We start from the raw sequence: 16,496 nt of genomic DNA on the forward strand, positions 1-16,496 counted from the left end.
TCCCGTCCCCGGGATATCTTCTCCGCTCATGCGTGTCCCGTCGTTTCCCACTCGCGCGGTCGCCTTCCATGCCCTGGCGCTGGTGGCCTTTCTCGGGGGAGCGGTCTGGCTCGTGCGCGAGTCCCGCGCGCTCGCCGGCCGACAGGCGGCGCTGGAGCTGGCCGTGGCCGTGGCGGCCGGGGGCGTGGCGCTCCTGTCCCTGGTGGCCCTGGTGTCCCTGCTGCGCGCCCGCGCGGTCGTGGTGCTCGCGTCCCGGGCCTCCTCCGAGACCTATCTCCAGGTGATGGGGGTGATGGCGGTGCTGGTGCTCATCGGGGTGCAGGTGCTGGCCACCGGGACGCGGCCCGCGCTGGGCGCCTTCTGCCTGATGCTGAGCGCGTGGCTGATGGGGGTGGGCCTTCACCTGGTGCCCGCGCTGCTGCTGTCCTCCGAGGGTTTCGTGGACCAGTTGGGCAAGCGCACCCGCTTCTCCGAGCTGGAGTGGTTCGAGCTGCGGCGCACCCAGGACGAGCCGCCGCGCACGTTGCTGCGGGCGGGGCGGGGCGATCAGCTCCACATCCACACTCGCCTGGTGGACCTGGACTCCGAGGCGCTGCGCAAGGTGCTCGTGCGCGCCGGGCTGTCCGCGAAGGCCCCTCGGGGCTGAAGGCCCTACTTCTTGTCCTTCTCCTTGCCCTTCTCGGGTTCAGGCCACTGGGGACGCCCGGAGCCCGAGTTCTTCCATGGATCTCCTCCCACGCCGAACGCCACGAGCCGCAGTGGGTTGTCTCCGTTGAGGTAGGTCATCCCGAGCCCGGGGACGGAGGGAGACCAGCCCGCCTTGAGCTTGTCGCCGATGAGATACTCCGTCACCTCGAGTTGCCGCCCGGCCACCGTCTCGGGGTGCTTGCGCAGGACCTTGATCGGGGGGGACTCGCCCTCGGTGTCCTTGGGGGGCTCTTGCTCCTGGGGCTCCCGGCCCGGGATGTACGAGCGCACCAGGAGCAGGTTCTCGGGTGAGAACTTCTCCCCGGCCACCAGGAAGTGGAGGGCGATGCGCCCCATGCCCGGTGCGTCCATCTCGAGGATGTACCACTGTCCTCTCCTGCCATTGTGCGTGCCGAACGCGCCCACCTTGAAGACGAGCTCCGTGGCCCCGTCGGAGGACTGGGCGGTGTAGCGTGCCCACCCATTCCTCTGGGGCACGAGGGGCAGCCCGAACATTTCCCCCTGCGCGGACGCGGTGGGCATGGCGGCGAACCACAGTGTCAGGATGACTGCCCAGATCCGGCTCATGCTTCCTCCTGTTTCGATGTCGGGCGGCTTGTCGCCGTCCATGATGGGGCCGGATAGTACCCGGCATGCTCCCTGCCCTGTCCGCCTCCGTCCTCGCCCTCACGCTTCAGCTTGGCCCCGGAGCACCCACGGGCCCGCTCCCGGATGCCGGCACGCCCCTCGACGCGGGCACGCCCACCGTCGCTGCCTCGCGCCTGGAGGAGGCGCGCACGCTGGTGCCCTTGCCGCTGCTCTACGGGAAGTTCCGCCCAGAGGTGGGCTCCTTCGTCGAGTACGACGTCACCACGAAGGAGGGCAAGGTGCGGGTGCGGGCCGCGGTGGTGGGCCGGACCGAGCACAAGGACGGGCCCATGTTCCAGGTCGAGTTCGAGTACCTGGCCGTGAAGCCACGCTCGCTGGTGGTGCTGTGGCTCATCGGTGATACGCATCCGCTGGTGGATCGGCTGGCGCTCTCGCTGGAGCCCCATGCGCCCATCTCCATCCCCGTGGATCTCTCCGTGGACAGCCCGGAGCTGCGCGGGCGGCCGGGTCCGGAGACGGAGGCGCCGGTGAAGTCGGGCCCCTTCGCGGGCAAGGCGGTGCGGCGCACCTGGCGGTTGGAGGACGGCCGCACCGCGGAGGCGGTGCTGTCGGACAAGGTGCCGCTCTTCGGCGTGGAGTCCGTGCGTGGCGCCGATGGCGCCACCTGGGTGGCGCGCAAGTCGGGCACGGGGGCTCGCCCGGAGCTCAAGTCGGTGCCCGTCGCCATTCCCCGCCTGCCCGAGGAGTGAGCCGGGGGCTCGCGCGAGCCCGGGCATCAGCCGAGCGGAAAGCCGAGGATGACGTAGAAGCCGCGGATGTAGATGGTGATGACGTCGAGCATGTCGGGAGCGAAGTGCATGAGCCCGCCCCCCATCACCAGCAGCGCGGCGGACAGCAACGTGAACTCCGTGAGCTGCTGGCCACGGTCGCGCCGGGCCCGACGGGTCGTCAGCCTTTTCATGGTCTGACCTCCTTCTGTTTCGTCTCCATCACCACGGCGATGATGGTCTCGGGGGAGCCTTCCTTCGTGTTCATGGCGGAGAGGGTCACGGATACCCGTTCTCCCCGCCGCTCGAAGTCGAGCACCTCCACATCCTTGTCGCTGCGTCCCCCCACGGCGGAGTAGCCGCGCACGGCCATCTCCTTGCGGTAGAAGCCGGCGAGTTCCCGGGGCGAGCCCCGGGCGATCTGCGTGAGCGTGGAGCTGTCCTTCGCCGGGCCCGGGTTCTGATCATCCACGCGCAGCACCGTCACCAGGCCAGTGGGCTGGGGCAGCATCTCGGGGGGCTCGGCCTTGAGGTGGATGCCCTCGGGGGCCTCGACGATGGCCGGGAAGACCCGCGCGCTCGGGGACACCTGCGTGCCTCCGGCCATCACGTTGACGGTGACGAGCGCTCCCAGCTTCTCGTCGTAGTAGTTGACCGCTCCGCCTCCGGAGCCATCCGGCTGTTCGACGACCCGACGGCCTCGTTGCTCGAACTGCTGGATGTAGAAGTCCATTACCTCGCGGGCGGAGGCCTTCACCTCGAAGAAGCCCATCTCCATCGGGTTGCCATTGGCCTGCAACTGGCCCATGGGGATCAGCTGGGCTCCGGGGAAGACCGGAACGAGCCGGCGCAGGCGCTGCACGGTGCCCGAGGGGATTGGAGGCGGTGGCTCGGGCATCTCCTGCCGCGGGGCGGGGGAGGGCTCTGGTGCCTCGGCTTCGGGCTCGGGGGGCGCCTCGGGCATCCACATCACCGTGGCGATGAGCGCGAGCACGCCCACCAGCCCGAGGGCCCTCGGCACCTTGCCTGTCTTGTCCGACAACCTCATCGCCTCGTTCCCCGCATGCCGTGCCGTCCTGGTCCACCCTCACCCGTGCTTCAGTGATTGCTCGCGTTCGGATCCTCGGCGCATGCGTTTCCGTCGTAGCGGAAGTAGCTCTGGGACAGGCTCAAGTTACCGACCTGCGAGTACACCGACTCCGGCTCGTCCGACTTGGAAGCGCCCTGGAAGAAATTACCCCGGCATTGATAGGCGCGCATCGGCCAGTTGTCGTCACGGCCCCCGCCGTTCTTGACGCCCCGCTTGTTCTTGATCTCGTCTGGCTCGCAGCTGTTGAAGCAGGCCTGGTCGTCCGACTCCCAATACGCCGCCTGGAGTATGTCTCCTGGCACGGTACGCGTGGGCCGATTGCCCGCCGGCGACGGCGCGGGGAAGTAGCCGTTATCGGACACCTTCCGGACGAGGACCGCCTTGTTGATGAAATCGTTGTTGAAGGGATACTCGAGCTTGAACAGGCTGAGCACCGTGCCGATGGCGCTCAGTGCCGAGCCCGCGGCACTGCCGAGCAAGCCCATATAGGCCACCTTCTGCACCCGTTCGCGCACCCGGCTCTCCACGACGCCCTGGTTGTTCTTCGGGTTGTCTCCTGGCTGCCAGGCGCGCCAGGTGTCGTGGTACACGTAGAAGGACTCGGTGAAGCCCACGTCCAGCTTGTTGTCGGAGAAGCCGGTGATGTACTGGCCGATCCGCTCCGGGATGATCCTGTTCTCCATCCGGGCCGTCACCGTGCTCTGGACCGCGCCCTTCGACGGGTCGAAGCCCATCTGGCCGACGATGCTCTCCACGGAGCTGCCCACCAGGGAGGTGATCATGCCGAGCATTCCGCCCACCCCCGCGCTCGAGCCGACGCCCGACATCGAGCCGGCGACCGGCGCGGGTTTGTCGCTGGCGGAGAAGGAGAGGGTGAGCTTGTTGCGGAAGCCCGAGCCGAGCGCCACGCCCGAGTCCGAGCCATTGAGATCCTGATAGCGGCTCTGGGCCTCGGAGGTGATCTGCCCCAGGTCCTTGCGCGCCGTGCGCTCGAAGGCGATGAAGCGCGCCGCCTCGGCGACCTTGATGCGCACCCGGAGGACTTCCCAGAAGTAGTTGGACCACAGCACGAGCACCACGAGCAGTGGCGCCATGATGGCGAACTCGACCGTCGAGCTGCCCCGGCGGGCCGGGCGGCGGCGCGTCCGGAGGTTCGCGCGGGGGTGGGCAAGGGAATGGTTCATGGCCCGGGTCTCCATCAGTAGTTGAGCGACGAGCGCTGGATGGTGTCCCAGTCGTCCATGACTCCCACCATCGCGTCCACGAGCTGCTTTTCCCAGTGCGTGCTGATTGGCGCGAGGCGGGCCGTCCACAGGGGATTGTAGAAGTTGGGCTCTTCCTTCCAGTCGCCAGGGCGATGATAGATGGCGCGTCCCACCGACATGGCGAGCATGCCCCCCGTCATGTCGGCGAAGATCTGATCACCCGTCTCCTTCTGGGTCATGTCGAGTTTCCCCTCCATGAATTTGGTCTTGAGCTGGAAGACCTTGCGCGCCTCGATCACGTTCTTGCTGGCGAACACCACGTTGCACGGGTAGCCGAAGTGGTAGGTCCACGGAGAATAGTAGCTCGGATCGGCGAGGATGAAGGGCGTGATGCCCTGCCACGTATGATGATCGTCTGACTTCGAGCCGTTCGCCTCATGGAAGCCCCCGTCCTTGTTCGCCGCGACGCGGACCTTGTAATCGAATTTGAAGATCGTCTTGGTAATGCCGAAGCAGGGGGCCTTCACCCGGATCCTGATGTCGTCCGAGGCGAAGAGCTCGTCCCTGCGCTCCTCCGCGACGAAGCTCTTGATCTGCGAGTCCGCCACCTTGTTGATGCTGATCCCTATCCCGAGGCAGATGTTGATGTTCCATCGGCGGCCGATCAACATGGGCCCCTCGCCCTCGGCGGTCCACTTCTTGCGCACGCCGTTGGCGATGTTGCCCATGAGCAGGCGGTACTTCGCCATGTTGGGATCGCTCAACGTGTTGCTGTTGTTCAGCAGCTTCTTGCGCTCTTTCAGCCCGGTGTCCCCAATGCTGGAAGGGGCGTTCGAGCTCGGGCCGTCATCCAACACGTGCAGGAAGTTGGTCGCGTTGGTCTCCTTCATGATGTCGAAGAGATCTTGTCCGAGCTGGCCGCCCTGGCCCGACGTGAAGAAGCCGTATTTGGCCTTGGGATCCGTCCCCGTGAATGGCTCGCTTGCTTGCGCGTTGTAGATGTTCATGTACGTGGACATCAGCAGCGCCTCCTGGGCCAGCCATAACCCTATGTTGATGAAGGTGATGACGGGAATGATCGCCCGGGTCAGGATGTCCACGATCTTGACCCAGGCATCGATGGCTTGCTCGACGGCCGCGAAGATGGCGCCGATCGCGGGGATGTACTTGAGGTACTTCGCGGCGGTGCCCACCGTCTTCTGCAGGTAGAGGGCATGGCTCACGTAGGACATCAGCGTGAGCATGGCCGAGTAGTGCACCACCATCGCGCGGTTGGTGTAGGCCAGGAAGTTATAGGTCCGCGCCTGCGTGACGGCGATGGAGTAGGACTGGGCGTCCGCGGCGTCCTGCGCCTTGATCTTCGAGTAGACACCGTGACCGATGCTCACCGAGGTCATCACCATGACGGCCAGGATGAGCATGGCGATCGCGCCGATGATCATGGCCTGTCCGCGCTCGTCGCGGCGCATCTTGCGAATCAGACGGAACATTAGAGGCTCCTCGTCATTCGTCCACCGCGCAGGGGCTGACGTGTTTCTGCATCATGTTGGACTGCATGCGCATGGAATAGTTCGCGCTCAGGGGGATGATGTACTTGCGCTTGTCCAGGGCGAGGCCGGAGATGAGCTTGTAGTCACCCTTCTGGCGGCTCGTCTTGCCCTTGTTCGCGCCCAGCTTCTCCAGGGCCCGGTGGGAGGCTTCGCCCCCCAGACGCTGGTTCTCGAACTGGAGGCCCCTGAGCTTGTCCAGGGACTCGAAGCCCATGAACCAGCCGTGGATGAGCCAGTTGGCGAAGGGGATGCGCATCTCGTAGAAATAGGTGATGCGCACCGTCAGCAGGTTGGCGCGGACGATGGTGTCGTCGCGTACGTCGTCGTAGTCGATCTCCTGCGACATCATGGCGTCGCCATAGGAGGAGAAGAGCCCCGAGATCTGGCTCCGCTTGGGGTTGAGCACCTCCACGCGCACCTTCTCGAGCTTGGTGCCGCTGTGGAAGAGCACCGGGTCGGTCGTTCCCTTGACGGCGTACTCCTTGTAGGCCGCGATCGCTCTTTCCAGATCGTCGACCCGGCCCGACTCTCCCGAGGGCCTGGGCCCCAGCGTGGGCAGCACGGCGAAGTACGCCGCGTTGCGCATCAACTCACAGTGCCCGTGGTTGACGATTCCCGCCCGCGCGGAGCGGTAGGCCGCGTACTCCGTCATCAGCCGCGCCTGATACATCATTCCCAGCTGGATGATGCCCAGCACCATGAACACCATCATGGGGAGGATGAGCGCCGCCTCGACGGCCGCTTGACCCGATTCCCGGGAAGATGTGGGGGTCATCTTCATAGTGGGCGCCAATTTCCCTTGGAGGGGACGATGTAGGGCATCCGTCAACTGGCCGAGCACATCGTTTCAGGGCCCGCCTGTCCACTTCCTGCCCGTCGGGGCGACTTCCTCCGTCCTTTCCGGACCCCGCCGCGAGAGGGTATGGACTCGGGGCATGAAGGATGCAGAAGTCCAGACCCCCCCCGCCGAAGTGCCCCCCCCGCCCTCCCTCGACGAGGTGCGCCGGTGCACGCAACTGCTCGAGAGCCTGGTCGGGGATCGCCGCCTGCTCATGGCCATCCCCGAGGAGGAACGGATCGCGCTGCTGACCGCCGCGGGCCACGTGGTGCACCCGGATCGGGAAACGAAGGTGCGGCTCGTCAAGGCGCTCCGGCGCGAGCGCAAGGAGGCGAAGCGCGAGCACGACCGGGGGCTGCGCGCGGGGACGGAGATCCGCTCGCTGCGCCGGAGCGCCGTCTTCACGGTGCCGCTGCTTCCGCCGCCGCCCTCGGAGGGGCCGGAGCGGCTGCTCGAGGTCGCGCGCAGGTGCTACGTGTGCAAGGCGGAGTTCCGCAAGCTGCACTTCTTCTACGACTCCATGTGCGGGGCGTGCGCGGACTTCAACTACGCCAAGCGAACCCAGCGGGCGCCCCTGTCCGGACAGGTGGCGCTCATCACCGGGGCGCGCGTGAAGATTGGCTATCAGGCGTCGCTGATGCTGCTTCGCTCGGGGGCGCGGGTGATCGCCACCACGCGGTTTCCCAAGGACGCGGCGCGGCGCTACCTGCGCGAGCCCGACTTCGCGGAGTGGTCACACCGGCTGCACGTGCACGGGTTGGATCTGCGCCACGCCCCCAGTGTCGAGCTGTTCGCGCGGCACGTCGAGCAGACGCACCACCGGTTGGACATCCTCATCAACAACGCGGCGCAGACCGTGCGCCGTCCCCCCGGCTTCTACGCGCACCTGCTCCAGGGGGAGCTGCTCCCCGTCGACGAACTCCCGGTGGAGGCGCGCCCGCTGCTCGCCGGACATGAGACGTGCGTCGCCGGGCTGCGTCCCCTCCTGGGGGAGGGGACCCAGGCGCTCGAGCCCACGTGGCGCAGCGCCGATCCCGCGCTCGGCATCCACTCGTCCGCCGCGCTGTCGCTGCTGCCGTACGCCCTCGAGCAGGAGGGGGACACGCGCGCCCTCTTCCCCGAGGGCCGGCTGGACGCGGACCTTCAGCAGGTGGACTTGCGGCAGATGAATTCCTGGCGGATGCGGCTCGCGGACGTGTCCACGGCGGAGATGCTCGAGGTGCACCTGGTGAACGCGGTGGCGCCCTTCATCCTCTGCGGGAAGCTCAAGCCGCTGATGATGCGCGAGCGCTCCAAGCCCGGCCACATCGTGAACGTCTCCGCCATGGAGGGCAGCTTCTCGCGCGGGACGAAGACGGACAAACACCCGCACACCAACATGGCCAAGGCCGCGCTGAACATGATGACGCTGACCTCGGCGCCCGACTACGCCAAGGACGGCATCTTCATGAACGCGGTGGATACCGGCTGGATCACCGACGAGGACCCGGCGGTCTTCGCCGAGCGCAAGCAGCGGGAGACGGATTTCCAGCCGCCGCTGGACATCGTCGACGGAGCGGCGCGCGTGGTGGATCCGGTCATCTCCTCGGTGAACAGTGGCCAGTACGTGTGGGGCAACTTCTTCAAGGACTACCGCCACACGCAGTGGTGAGGCGCGTCAGCGGTGGGGCAGCGAGAGGTAGTGGGCGCCCAGCTCCGTCAGGGTGCCCGGCGCGCCCAGCAGGCTCGCGAAGCACGGGTCATTCGTCCACCGGCCGGTGAACCAGGCGTAGCGGAACACGTCGTCGCGGCTCTCGCAGACGGCGACCATGTCCGCCATCTGGGCCTTCTGCTTGGCCACCGAGTCGATCTGCGCGCCATCCTTCTGGCTGTGGCAGTTGGCGAACTCCGTGACCCAGAAGGGCTTGCCGTACTTCTTGAGCCGATCGAGCTGGCCCGCGAGCCCGTAGTCGTACCAGTGGAAGGCGAGGTAATCGATGCGTGGCGCGCGGTTGCCGTTCGCCCCGCGGTAGGCCGCGTAGAAGGCATCCAGCCAGACCACCGGATCCGAGTAGCCCTCGAGGGTGCCCCAGTTCATCGCGGGGCCCACCAGCTTCACCCCCGTGTTCGCGGCGACGCTCTCGTAGCGGGGCCATAGCTTCGCCGCGTCCTGGGGCGACATCCTGGCCTGATCATTGAGGTTGGGCTCGTTGAGCAGCAGCAGGTACTGGATCTCCGGATGGGCCTTGAGGAAGGACTCGGTGCTCGCGGCGTCGAAGTTGCCGTTCCACAGCATGGGGATGAAGTCCATGCCGTAGCGGGCGCGGTAGTCCGAGGGGATGTTCGCGTGGGGCCGGGTGCTCCAGTTGTACCACCAGCTCACCCCGGGAGCGACGGCGGCCAGATCCGCGGGCGCCGCGAAGTCGAAGGCGATTCCGCGCTTGGCGCTCTTGGTCACCACCGGCTGGGTTCCCCCGTCTCCCCCGGTGGGGGGAGTGCCCGTGTCATCCGGGGGCGTGCCCGTGTTGGAAGGACTCGCACCACAGCCCAACAGCAGGAATGCCGTGATGCACGCCGACGCGACCAGGGATTTCATATGTCTTCACCTTCGACCGGGAGGAAGCGCGCATCATCCCCACCTCCGGATGCCGCGACAAGCGTGTTGGAATTCCAGCGATGGCCACACCCGGGGAGCGGATCCGCTCGGGGCCCGAGGCCTTTTTTTGCGTGGGGCCCGGCGCGGGGATAGCAGTCCTCGTATGTCAGTGACCGCGGAGTTGCTCGAAGCCGTCCGGGAGGAAGCGCGCCCGGACACCTGGTCCGCGGGTATGGGCCTGGCCCGCGCGGGTGCCGTCTCGGTGCAGTCCGTCGGAGAGGAAGAGGCCGTCCTGCGGGTGCGCGCCGCGGGCAGGCCGGCGCCCCTGACCACCGTGCTCTACCCGGAGGACGAGATCTGGGAGTGTGACTGCCGCGGCCGGGTGGATCCCTGCGAGCACGTGGTGGCGGCGGCCATCGTCCTCCACCAATCGCGGACCCAGGCCGCCGCCGCGCCGCGTCCCGCCGCTCGGCCCATGCCCGCTCCCAACCGGCTCGCTCCGAACCGGCCCGCTCCCGCCCAGGCCCCCGCGGCCCAGGCCGCTGCGCGCCCAGGCACCGCGCCGAAGCCGGAGCGCATGGTGTACCGCTTCAAGCGCGTGGACGGAGGACTGCAACTCGAGCGCCTGCTGGTGCGTCCGGACAACACCGCGCGGTTGCTCGCGCGCAGTCTGGCGTCGCTGATGGCCAACCCCGTGGAGGCGGCGCGGATCCACGTGGAGCCGTGCGATCTGCTCGCGGACAAGCTGCTGGCGCGGCCCACGAAGGGCGCGCTTCCTCCCGAGCGGCTCGGCGCGCTGCTGCGCGTGCTGGAGCCCGCGCGCACGGTGATCTTCGACGGCGCGCTGGTGTCCGTGTCGAGCGAGCCCCTCCTGCCGCGCGTCACCGTGGAGGACCGTGGAGAGCAGACGGTGCTGAAGATCGAGAAGGATCCGCGCATCACCGAGGTGGTGAGTGCCGGGGTGGCGGTGTGCGGGGGCGCGCTCTGTCCGCTCGGCGAGCAGGGCCTCACCGGCGCGTGGCTGGAGAGCCTGCCGCAGGAGAAGGTCTTCTCGCCCGCGCAGATGGGGGATTTCACCGGCAAGGTGCTGCCGGACCTCGCGCGGCGCATGCCGGTGGACGTGAAGAGCCAGCGGCTGCCGCCCATCGATCGCACGCTCGAGCCGCGCATCTCCGTGGAGCTGAATCAGCTCGACTCCGGGCTGTCGGTGCTGCCCACCCTGGTGTACGGCGCGCCGCCCTCGGTGCGCATCGACAACGGGCGCATGGTGTATCTCAAGGGCGCGGTGCCCGTGCGCGACGAGGCCGCCGAGCAGAAGCTCATCCACCAGTTGCGCGACGAGCTGAACATGGTGCCCGGCCGGCGCGTGACGGTGCAGGGCAAGGAGGCGGTGCAGCTCGCCGACAAGCTGCGGCGTTGGCGGGGCGACCTCACCGGCGACGCGGCGCGCGTGGTGAGTCCCGACGTGCAGCTGCGCCCCGTGCTGTCGGTGGACGCGGGCGCCACGCGGGATGGGGTGCCCCAGGTGGGCTTCTCGTTCGACTTCCAGGTGGAGGGCGCGGGGGATGGCGCGCCCCGCTCGGTGGACGCGGGCGCGGTGATGCGCGCGTGGGAGGAGGGGCTCGGTCTGGTGCCGCTGGAGGGTGGCGGATGGGCCCCCCTGCCCACCGAGTGGCTGAAGACGCACGGCCAGCGCGTGGCGGAACTGCTGTCCGCGCGGGGGAAGGATGGGCGGCTCGCCAACCACGCCATTCCTCAGCTCACCGGGCTGTGCGAGGCGCTGGAGCACCCCCCTCCGCCGGGGCTCGAGCGGCTGGCGCCCCTGGTCCAGGGCTTCGAGAAGCTGCCGGACGCGCGGCTGCCCGAGGATCTCACCGCCACGTTGCGCCCCTACCAGCTCCAGGGCCTGAGCTGGCTCACCTTCCTGCGGCAGGCGGGACTGGGCGGCGTGCTCGCGGACGACATGGGTCTGGGCAAGACGTTGCAGACGATCTGCACGCTGGGGCCGGGCTCGTTGGTGGTGGCGCCCACGAGCGTGCTGCCCAACTGGGAGGCGGAGGTGAAGCGCTTCCGTCCCTCGTTGAAGGTGTCCGTCTATCACGGCCCCGGCCGCGTCCTGGACGAGACGGCCGACGTGACGCTCACCACCTACGCGCTGCTGCGCCTGGACGCGGAGGTGCTGGGCGCGAAGGAGTGGGACACGGTGGTGCTGGACGAGGCCCAGGCCATCAAGAACCCGGACAGCCAGGTGGCGCGCGCGGCGTACGGGCTACAGGCCGCCTTCCGGGTGGCCTTGAGCGGCACGCCCATCGAGAACCGGCTCGAGGAGCTCTGGAGCCTGATGCACTTCACCAACCAGGGGCTGCTCGGCGGGCGCAAGGAGTTCGAGGAGCGGTGGTCGCGGCCCGTGTCGGACAACCAGAAGGGCGCGGCCGAGCGGTTGCGCGCGCGCATCCGTCCCTTCGTCCTGCGCAGGCTCAAGCGGGACGTGGCGCCCGAGCTGCCGCCGCGCACCGAGTCCGTGCGGCACGTGACCCTGAGCGAGCGGGAGCGCGCCGTCTATGACGCGGTGTACGCCGCCACGCGCGAGGAGGTGGTGTCCCAGCTCGAGGAGGGGGGCAGCGTGCTCAAGGCGCTGGAGGCGCTGCTGCGGCTGCGCCAGGCGGCGTGCCACCCCGCGCTCGTGCCGGGACAGCAGGCGAAGACGTCCTCCAAGGTGGAGGCGCTCATCGAGGCCCTCGGCACCGCGGTGGCGGATGGGCACAAGGCGCTCGTCTTCTCGCAGTGGACGTCCATGTTGGATCTCATCGAGCCGGCGCTGCGGGAGGCGGGCATCGGCTTCATCCGGCTGGATGGGAGCACGGCCAATCGCGGTGGCGTGGCCGAGCGGTTCCAGGATCCGGAGGGCCCACCGGTGATGTTGATTTCGCTCAAGGCGGGCGCCACGGGACTCAACCTCACGGCGGCGGACCACGTCTTCCTGGTGGACCCGTGGTGGAACCCGTCGGTGGAGGCGCAGGCGGCGGACCGCGCGCACCGCATCGGCCAGCAGCGGCCGGTGATGGTGTACCGGCTGGTGTCCCGGGGCACGGTGGAGGAGAAGATCCTCACCCTGCAGGAGAAGAAGCGGGCGCTCTTCGAGTCCGCGCTCGGCGGAGCCTCGGGGGGAGCGGCCATCACCCGGGCGGACCTCATGCAACTGCTCGACTGAAGAGTGATCAGGCGATGTTGGCGACTTTATTTATTTCCAGCGCCTTGACGTCCCAACTCCCTGTCCCAAGCGGATAACTGCGCGGACACCGTGTATTTTTCAGCGCCGGAGAGCGAGACGAACTTCTCCGGGGGAAGCGCGGAGAGGCGCTCGCGCAGGAAGCCCGGATCGCGGAGCACCTCGGGGTGCTTCAAGTCGTTGTCCCCTTCCACGATGAGGGGAATCACCCGGAGCACTGCCTCCAGGCATTCCTCGCGGGTCGCGTGAGCCACGCGCTCCACCGTCAGCGCCAGGTGCTCGCGGAGCGGGGCGGGGCCCCCGGGGCACCATGCCTCCAGGGTCTTGCGCCAGACGTCATCCATGAGCGCTTCCAGCGTGTAGTCGTCATCGAACGACCAGAACGCATAGCGAGGGCCCTGGAGCACGTCCCAGAAGCGGAGCACGGAAGCGAGCCGGTCCGCTATGCGCCTGGCGCTTCGCGGTGGCGGCGGAGACACGGCATGGTAGAGCGCCCCCCAAGGCGTGTTCAGGCAGAAGGTCTCGAAGGCGGCCCTCGCGTGCAGGCGCTCCTCTTCTTGTACGCCTTCATTCAAGTCCAGGAAAATGCCGACGAACATGTGCATCCGCCAGCAGTCCCGAGGCGCACCAAATTCGGCCCCCGAGTGCATCACCAGCACCTCACCGGGCTGCATCTGGCGCAGCTGCCGGGGCTGGGGGAAGGCACCGGTCTTGATGTACTCCCGAGCCCACCACTTGCCTTCGGCTCTCACTTTACGGCGGATGGTGGCAATGGTGCCGTAGAGCCACGCTGGAAACTCAAGTACCGTGGACGGGTTCGTCGTCATGGCCTCTCGCCCTACCATCGCGGCCAGGAATTCCTCAAGCGCCTGACCCGCCCGTTCAACGGCAGTCGCCAGGCAGGTAGACCTGGCCCTGGAAGCCCTTGGGGCGTTCACCCCCTTCATAGGCAACCCGGATGGCCTGCTCGGCCAGCTCTCCGTGCTGTTCTATTTCTTCCCTGGGCAAGGGCTCTTCCTTTTGGGCCGCCCGCTCCTGACAATTGCCAGAGCGCTCCCCCGTTCTCGAAGTCGATGAAGAGGGAGCCCTCGAAACCGGTGCCTCCCACGAGCTTCTTGTCAGGGTCGACGGCCTTGTTGAGGGCCGCCAGATAGCGCCCAGCGCGTTGAGCACCAGGTGCCGGTCCATGGTCTCGCTCATGGACCAACCCACAACCTTGCGCGAGAACAGGTCGAGCACCACCGCCAGGTACAGCTACCCCTCGCGCGTGCCCACGTAGGTGATGTCCGTCGCCCAGGTGGTGTTGGGTTGCGCGGGAGAGAAATCCCTCGCGAGCACATTGGGCGCTATGGGCTGACGGTGACGCGAGTCCGTCGTGCACACGTAGCGTCGTCGTCTGCGCGCGGCCAGGCCCTGCTCACGCATGAGTCGCACCACGCGCTTGCGGCTCACCCGCTGGCCGCGGGCGCGCAACTCCGCATGCACTCGCGGGCTGCCGTACGTGCGGCGACTGTCCTGGTGCACCCGAGTGACTTCCTCGGCCAGCACCCGGTCCGACGCGTGCCGCGCTGACTCCGGGCGCTCTTGCCAAGCGTAATAACCCGAGCGCGACACGCCCAGCTGCCGGCACATGAACTTCACGGGAACGTGGGCCTTCTGCGCGTCTATCAGCTCGAACTTCACGTCGAGCCCTCCTTCGCGAAGAAGGCCGCCGCTTTTTTTAAGAAGTCGCGCTCCATCGTCAGCTGACGCACCTCCTTGCGCAGTCGCGCGAACTCCTCCCGCTCAGCCGTGGTGAGCACTCCCGCCGGGCCCTTGCCCTCGTCCACCTCCGCCTGCTTCACCCAGTTGCGCAGAGCCGAGTCCGTCAGGTCCAAGTCCTTGGCCACTGGGGGACGCTCTTGCCTCCCTCGCGCACCAGCCGGACCGCCTCGGCCTTGAACTCCGCGTTGAAGCTCCGTCTTTTTCTTCGCTCCATGGACACTACCTCCCGTGTAGCCGACTTACGAGGTATGTCCACAAAAGCGGATCAGTCCCATGAGGCGAGGTTCCGAGGTTCGTGGACCCTCCGGAACGGGGACTTGGCTTCGCTGACTGAGCCAGTGGGGTTTAGTTCCAAGGTGGGCCTACACTAGAAGATCAGGGGGTACAAAGCTGACAACCGGGATATGCTGCGCTCGAACTGAAGGAGGCTGTAATGACCAGCAAGCCTTGGGAATGGCAGGAATCGGATCTCCAGAACCTCGTGGGACAGCAGGAGTCTTCACGTCTTGAATTTAAATCGAAGAAGCTTCTGGATGAGCATCATAAGAACGCCAAGAAGCTAGCTGACATCTTGACACCCGAGGTGTCGGCCTTCGCCAATTCAGAAGGCGGCACAATCGTCATAGGCATTGAGGAGGAAAAGAAAGGGAAAGGCGGGAGGTACGCTGTTGCCCTGGAGGGAGTCGGCACAGAACTGATTTCCCCAGAATGGCTTCAACAAGTAATCGAGAGCAACCTCAGACCCTATTTGCCCGGCCTCAGGCTCAAGAGAGTTGTAATGGCAGAAGGGACTCAGGTTGCATATGTCATTAGTGTTCCGCGTGGTTCCACTGCCTACCAAGCCTCAGATTTCCTGTATTATGGTCGGTCGGAGTTCGAGGCCAAGCCCTTGCCGGACCACGAGATTCGCCTGCGGATGATGCAGGGACGCGTTCCACGAGCCCGTATTGTTGTTTGTAACGTAAGTCAGACAGCTTCCGCCGAAGAGAAGGATCAGAAGGCGCGGGCTCTGGTTGCGGGCATTGAAGATCCTGTGGAAAAGGGAATCCGGCTGATAGAGTCTGGGTGGGATGGTCCGGCCTTATATGACGAGTACAAAGTAGACCTCGCACTCATGAACGAGGGTGAGCTTACAATCCGAGACTTTCTGGCGCGGGTTCATCTGTCGTGCTCCCCGGAATTCGATATTCATGATGACAGTGGACGCAAGGTGAATGAAATAATTCTTCGCCTTCAAAGCGACCTAAATGTACTCAACGTCGGCACGGCCACATACCACCCAGGAGAGAAAAAGGTTTTTCCTGGTAGTGCTCATCAAATTGGCGCGTGCATGTTGGTGGTCCCTAAAGGGAAGGCGATCGCGGCAGGCAATTTCAAAGCGAACTGGCGAGTGTATATGGACGATACGCAACCGATCTTTGACGAGATGGAACTTGGGCTGGAATGCGAGCATTGGCTTGCGCGTGGGAAATAGGCTATTCCTCTTGGGAATGGGGGAGCCCTAAACGTGATGATGCAAGCATCGGGAAAAGAGCGACTGAATTCCTTCGGAGTAATCGATAATCAGAAAGCTACCGCCACATACAAAAGCCACAGGGATGGATTTCCCAAGCCCCGGCCCTTTGACACCGCGTCGCGCGCAAGAGTGGCCGAGCACGGGCGGCGCAACCTGGAGGTGAGCCGCACGAGCCAGCAAAGCTCATGGAGGCGTGGCTGCTGCTGGGGATGTTACGGTAGCCGAGGTCCGAGAGGCGCCGTGAAACGACTGGGAAGGTGCCTCCAAAGCCACCCCTTCAGCTTTCAGCAGGACTCCGTGTTGAGCATGGGACTACAGTCGAGAGCACGCTTGGTTCGATCGCTTCAGTCAGTGCCGCTTGGGGACATGAAGGGGTCATTCACGTCGAGCGGGGCAGGAAGACAGCTTGCGAAGTTGCCCCCGAACTCGGTTGTCCGCCAGTCGTCCGTAGTCTCATCAACGGTACAGCCGACGGTCTTCAGTTTCTCGAAAAGAAGCTTTCGATGCTCATGCTTGTCAGAAAGACGAACAATGTGAATGCCACTAATATCTGAGGGCATTTCCGCATTGCCGAGCGCCACGAAGATGGTGCCAGCACGATTCTTTGCCATCGCAAGACCCGCCTCATAAATGACGGTAACCGTTCACCGACTCAGGCCGCGTTGG

15 protein-coding genes and 1 pseudogene are annotated in these 16,496 nt (G+C 66.3%); 5 read left to right on the forward strand and 11 right to left on the reverse strand.

The window, feature by feature from the left end:
• Positions 1-28 precede the first annotated feature (28 nt).
• On the forward strand, positions 29-646 hold the full coding sequence (locus D187_RS30230) for a hypothetical protein (RefSeq protein WP_002624801.1): 618 nt from the start codon (positions 29-31) through the stop codon (positions 644-646).
• 5 nt (positions 647-651) lie between these two features.
• Here D187_RS30230 and D187_RS30235 read toward each other — a convergent pair whose 3' ends face one another.
• Entirely contained in the window at positions 652-1,275 is a 624-nt protein-coding gene (locus tag D187_RS30235) for a hypothetical protein (RefSeq protein WP_051256618.1), read from the reverse strand.
• Positions 1,276-1,340: 65 nt separating this feature from the next.
• On the opposite strand from D187_RS30235, the gene D187_RS30240 reads away from it, so the two are divergent.
• Positions 1,341-2,045, forward strand: a complete 705-nt coding sequence (locus D187_RS30240) for a hypothetical protein (protein WP_002624799.1) — start codon at positions 1,341-1,343, stop codon at positions 2,043-2,045.
• A gap of 26 nt (positions 2,046-2,071) precedes the next feature.
• Here the strand turns inward: D187_RS30240 and D187_RS30245 are convergent, their stop codons facing one another.
• The 5 genes from D187_RS30245 to D187_RS30265 are packed head-to-tail and all read right to left on the reverse strand — an operon-like array spanning position 2,072 to position 6,689.
• Positions 2,072-2,257, reverse strand: a complete 186-nt coding sequence (locus D187_RS30245; RefSeq protein WP_002624798.1) for a hypothetical protein — start codon at positions 2,255-2,257, stop codon at positions 2,072-2,074.
• Complete coding sequence (locus D187_RS30250) at positions 2,254-3,111, reverse strand: hypothetical protein (RefSeq protein WP_002624797.1); 858 nt, start codon at positions 3,109-3,111, stop codon at positions 2,254-2,256. Before D187_RS30250 ends, D187_RS30245 begins: the two co-directional genes overlap by 4 nt.
• Before the next feature lie 50 nt (positions 3,112-3,161).
• Positions 3,162-4,337, reverse strand: coding sequence for a TadE family protein (locus tag D187_RS30255; protein WP_002624796.1), 1,176 nt, complete (start codon positions 4,335-4,337; stop codon positions 3,162-3,164).
• A gap of 14 nt (positions 4,338-4,351) precedes the next feature.
• Positions 4,352-5,848: a TadE/TadG family type IV pilus assembly protein gene (locus tag D187_RS30260; RefSeq protein ID WP_002624795.1), complete on the reverse strand. Its 1,497-nt coding sequence runs from the start codon at positions 5,846-5,848 to the stop codon at positions 4,352-4,354.
• A 13-nt stretch (positions 5,849-5,861) separates the two neighbouring features.
• Complete coding sequence (locus D187_RS30265; protein ID WP_002624794.1) at positions 5,862-6,689, reverse strand: TadE family protein; 828 nt, start codon at positions 6,687-6,689, stop codon at positions 5,862-5,864.
• A 154-nt stretch (positions 6,690-6,843) separates the two neighbouring features.
• On the opposite strand from D187_RS30265, the gene D187_RS30270 reads away from it, so the two are divergent.
• Positions 6,844-8,397, forward strand: a complete 1,554-nt coding sequence (locus D187_RS30270) for an SDR family NAD(P)-dependent oxidoreductase (protein ID WP_002624793.1) — start codon at positions 6,844-6,846, stop codon at positions 8,395-8,397.
• A gap of 6 nt (positions 8,398-8,403) precedes the next feature.
• Here the strand turns inward: D187_RS30270 and D187_RS30275 are convergent, their stop codons facing one another.
• On the reverse strand, positions 8,404-9,321 hold the full coding sequence (locus D187_RS30275; protein WP_002624792.1) for a glycosyl hydrolase: 918 nt from the start codon (positions 9,319-9,321) through the stop codon (positions 8,404-8,406).
• 163 nt (positions 9,322-9,484) lie between these two features.
• On the opposite strand from D187_RS30275, the gene D187_RS30280 reads away from it, so the two are divergent.
• A complete protein-coding gene (locus D187_RS30280) occupies positions 9,485-12,532 on the forward strand; it encodes a DEAD/DEAH box helicase (protein ID WP_002624791.1) in 3,048 nt (1,015 codons plus the stop codon).
• A 26-nt stretch (positions 12,533-12,558) separates the two neighbouring features.
• Here D187_RS30280 and D187_RS30285 read toward each other — a convergent pair whose 3' ends face one another.
• From D187_RS30285 to D187_RS54210, 3 genes and pseudogenes are all read right to left on the reverse strand, one after another.
• Positions 12,559-13,377, reverse strand: a complete 819-nt coding sequence (locus D187_RS30285) for a hypothetical protein (protein WP_002624790.1) — start codon at positions 13,375-13,377, stop codon at positions 12,559-12,561.
• Between the two features lie 55 nt (positions 13,378-13,432).
• Positions 13,433-13,558 (reverse strand): hypothetical protein, encoded by a 126-nt coding sequence (locus D187_RS58890; RefSeq protein ID WP_002624789.1) that lies wholly within the window; start codon positions 13,556-13,558, stop codon positions 13,433-13,435.
• Between the two features lie 149 nt (positions 13,559-13,707).
• Positions 13,708-14,528, reverse strand: a pseudogene (locus D187_RS54210) (IS3 family transposase); the annotation flags it as partial.
• Positions 14,529-14,747: 219 nt separating this feature from the next.
• On the opposite strand from D187_RS54210, the gene D187_RS52790 reads away from it, so the two are divergent.
• Positions 14,748-15,788: an AlbA family DNA-binding domain-containing protein gene (locus D187_RS52790; protein ID WP_076606254.1), complete on the forward strand. Its 1,041-nt coding sequence runs from the start codon at positions 14,748-14,750 to the stop codon at positions 15,786-15,788.
• A 386-nt stretch (positions 15,789-16,174) separates the two neighbouring features.
• On the opposite strand, the gene D187_RS55575 is transcribed toward D187_RS52790, so the two are convergent.
• Entirely contained in the window at positions 16,175-16,441 is a 267-nt protein-coding gene (locus D187_RS55575) for a hypothetical protein (RefSeq protein ID WP_155893686.1), read from the reverse strand.
• Positions 16,442-16,496: the final 55 nt, after the last annotated feature.

The sequence above is a fragment of the Cystobacter fuscus DSM 2262 genome, assembly GCF_000335475.2.
Lineage (GTDB): Bacteria > Myxococcota > Myxococcia > Myxococcales > Myxococcaceae > Cystobacter > Cystobacter fuscus.

Bases quoted from the DNA above. Each gene is read 5' to 3' on its own strand.
- D187_RS30230 (WP_002624801.1), top strand. From the start codon at position 29: ATGCGTGTCCCGTCGTTTCCCACTCGCGCGGTCGCCTTCCATGCCCTG.
- D187_RS30235 (WP_051256618.1), bottom strand. From the start codon at position 1,275: ATGAGCCGGATCTGGGCAGTCATCCTGACACTGTGGTTCGCCGCCATG.
- D187_RS30240 (WP_002624799.1), top strand. From the start codon at position 1,341: ATGCTCCCTGCCCTGTCCGCCTCCGTCCTCGCCCTCACGCTTCAGCTT.
- D187_RS30245 (WP_002624798.1), bottom strand. From the start codon at position 2,257: ATGAAAAGGCTGACGACCCGTCGGGCCCGGCGCGACCGTGGCCAGCAG.
- D187_RS30250 (WP_002624797.1), bottom strand. From the start codon at position 3,111: ATGAGGTTGTCGGACAAGACAGGCAAGGTGCCGAGGGCCCTCGGGCTG.
- D187_RS30255 (WP_002624796.1), bottom strand. From the start codon at position 4,337: ATGAACCATTCCCTTGCCCACCCCCGCGCGAACCTCCGGACGCGCCGC.
- D187_RS30260 (WP_002624795.1), bottom strand. From the start codon at position 5,848: ATGTTCCGTCTGATTCGCAAGATGCGCCGCGACGAGCGCGGACAGGCC.
- D187_RS30265 (WP_002624794.1), bottom strand. From the start codon at position 6,689: ATGAAGATGACCCCCACATCTTCCCGGGAATCGGGTCAAGCGGCCGTC.
- D187_RS30270 (WP_002624793.1), top strand. From the start codon at position 6,844: ATGAAGGATGCAGAAGTCCAGACCCCCCCCGCCGAAGTGCCCCCCCCG.
- D187_RS30275 (WP_002624792.1), bottom strand. From the start codon at position 9,321: ATGAAATCCCTGGTCGCGTCGGCGTGCATCACGGCATTCCTGCTGTTG.
- D187_RS30280 (WP_002624791.1), top strand. From the start codon at position 9,485: ATGTCAGTGACCGCGGAGTTGCTCGAAGCCGTCCGGGAGGAAGCGCGC.
- D187_RS30285 (WP_002624790.1), bottom strand. From the start codon at position 13,377: ATGACGACGAACCCGTCCACGGTACTTGAGTTTCCAGCGTGGCTCTAC.
- D187_RS52790 (WP_076606254.1), top strand. From the start codon at position 14,748: ATGACCAGCAAGCCTTGGGAATGGCAGGAATCGGATCTCCAGAACCTC.
- D187_RS55575 (WP_155893686.1), bottom strand. From the start codon at position 16,441: ATGGCAAAGAATCGTGCTGGCACCATCTTCGTGGCGCTCGGCAATGCG.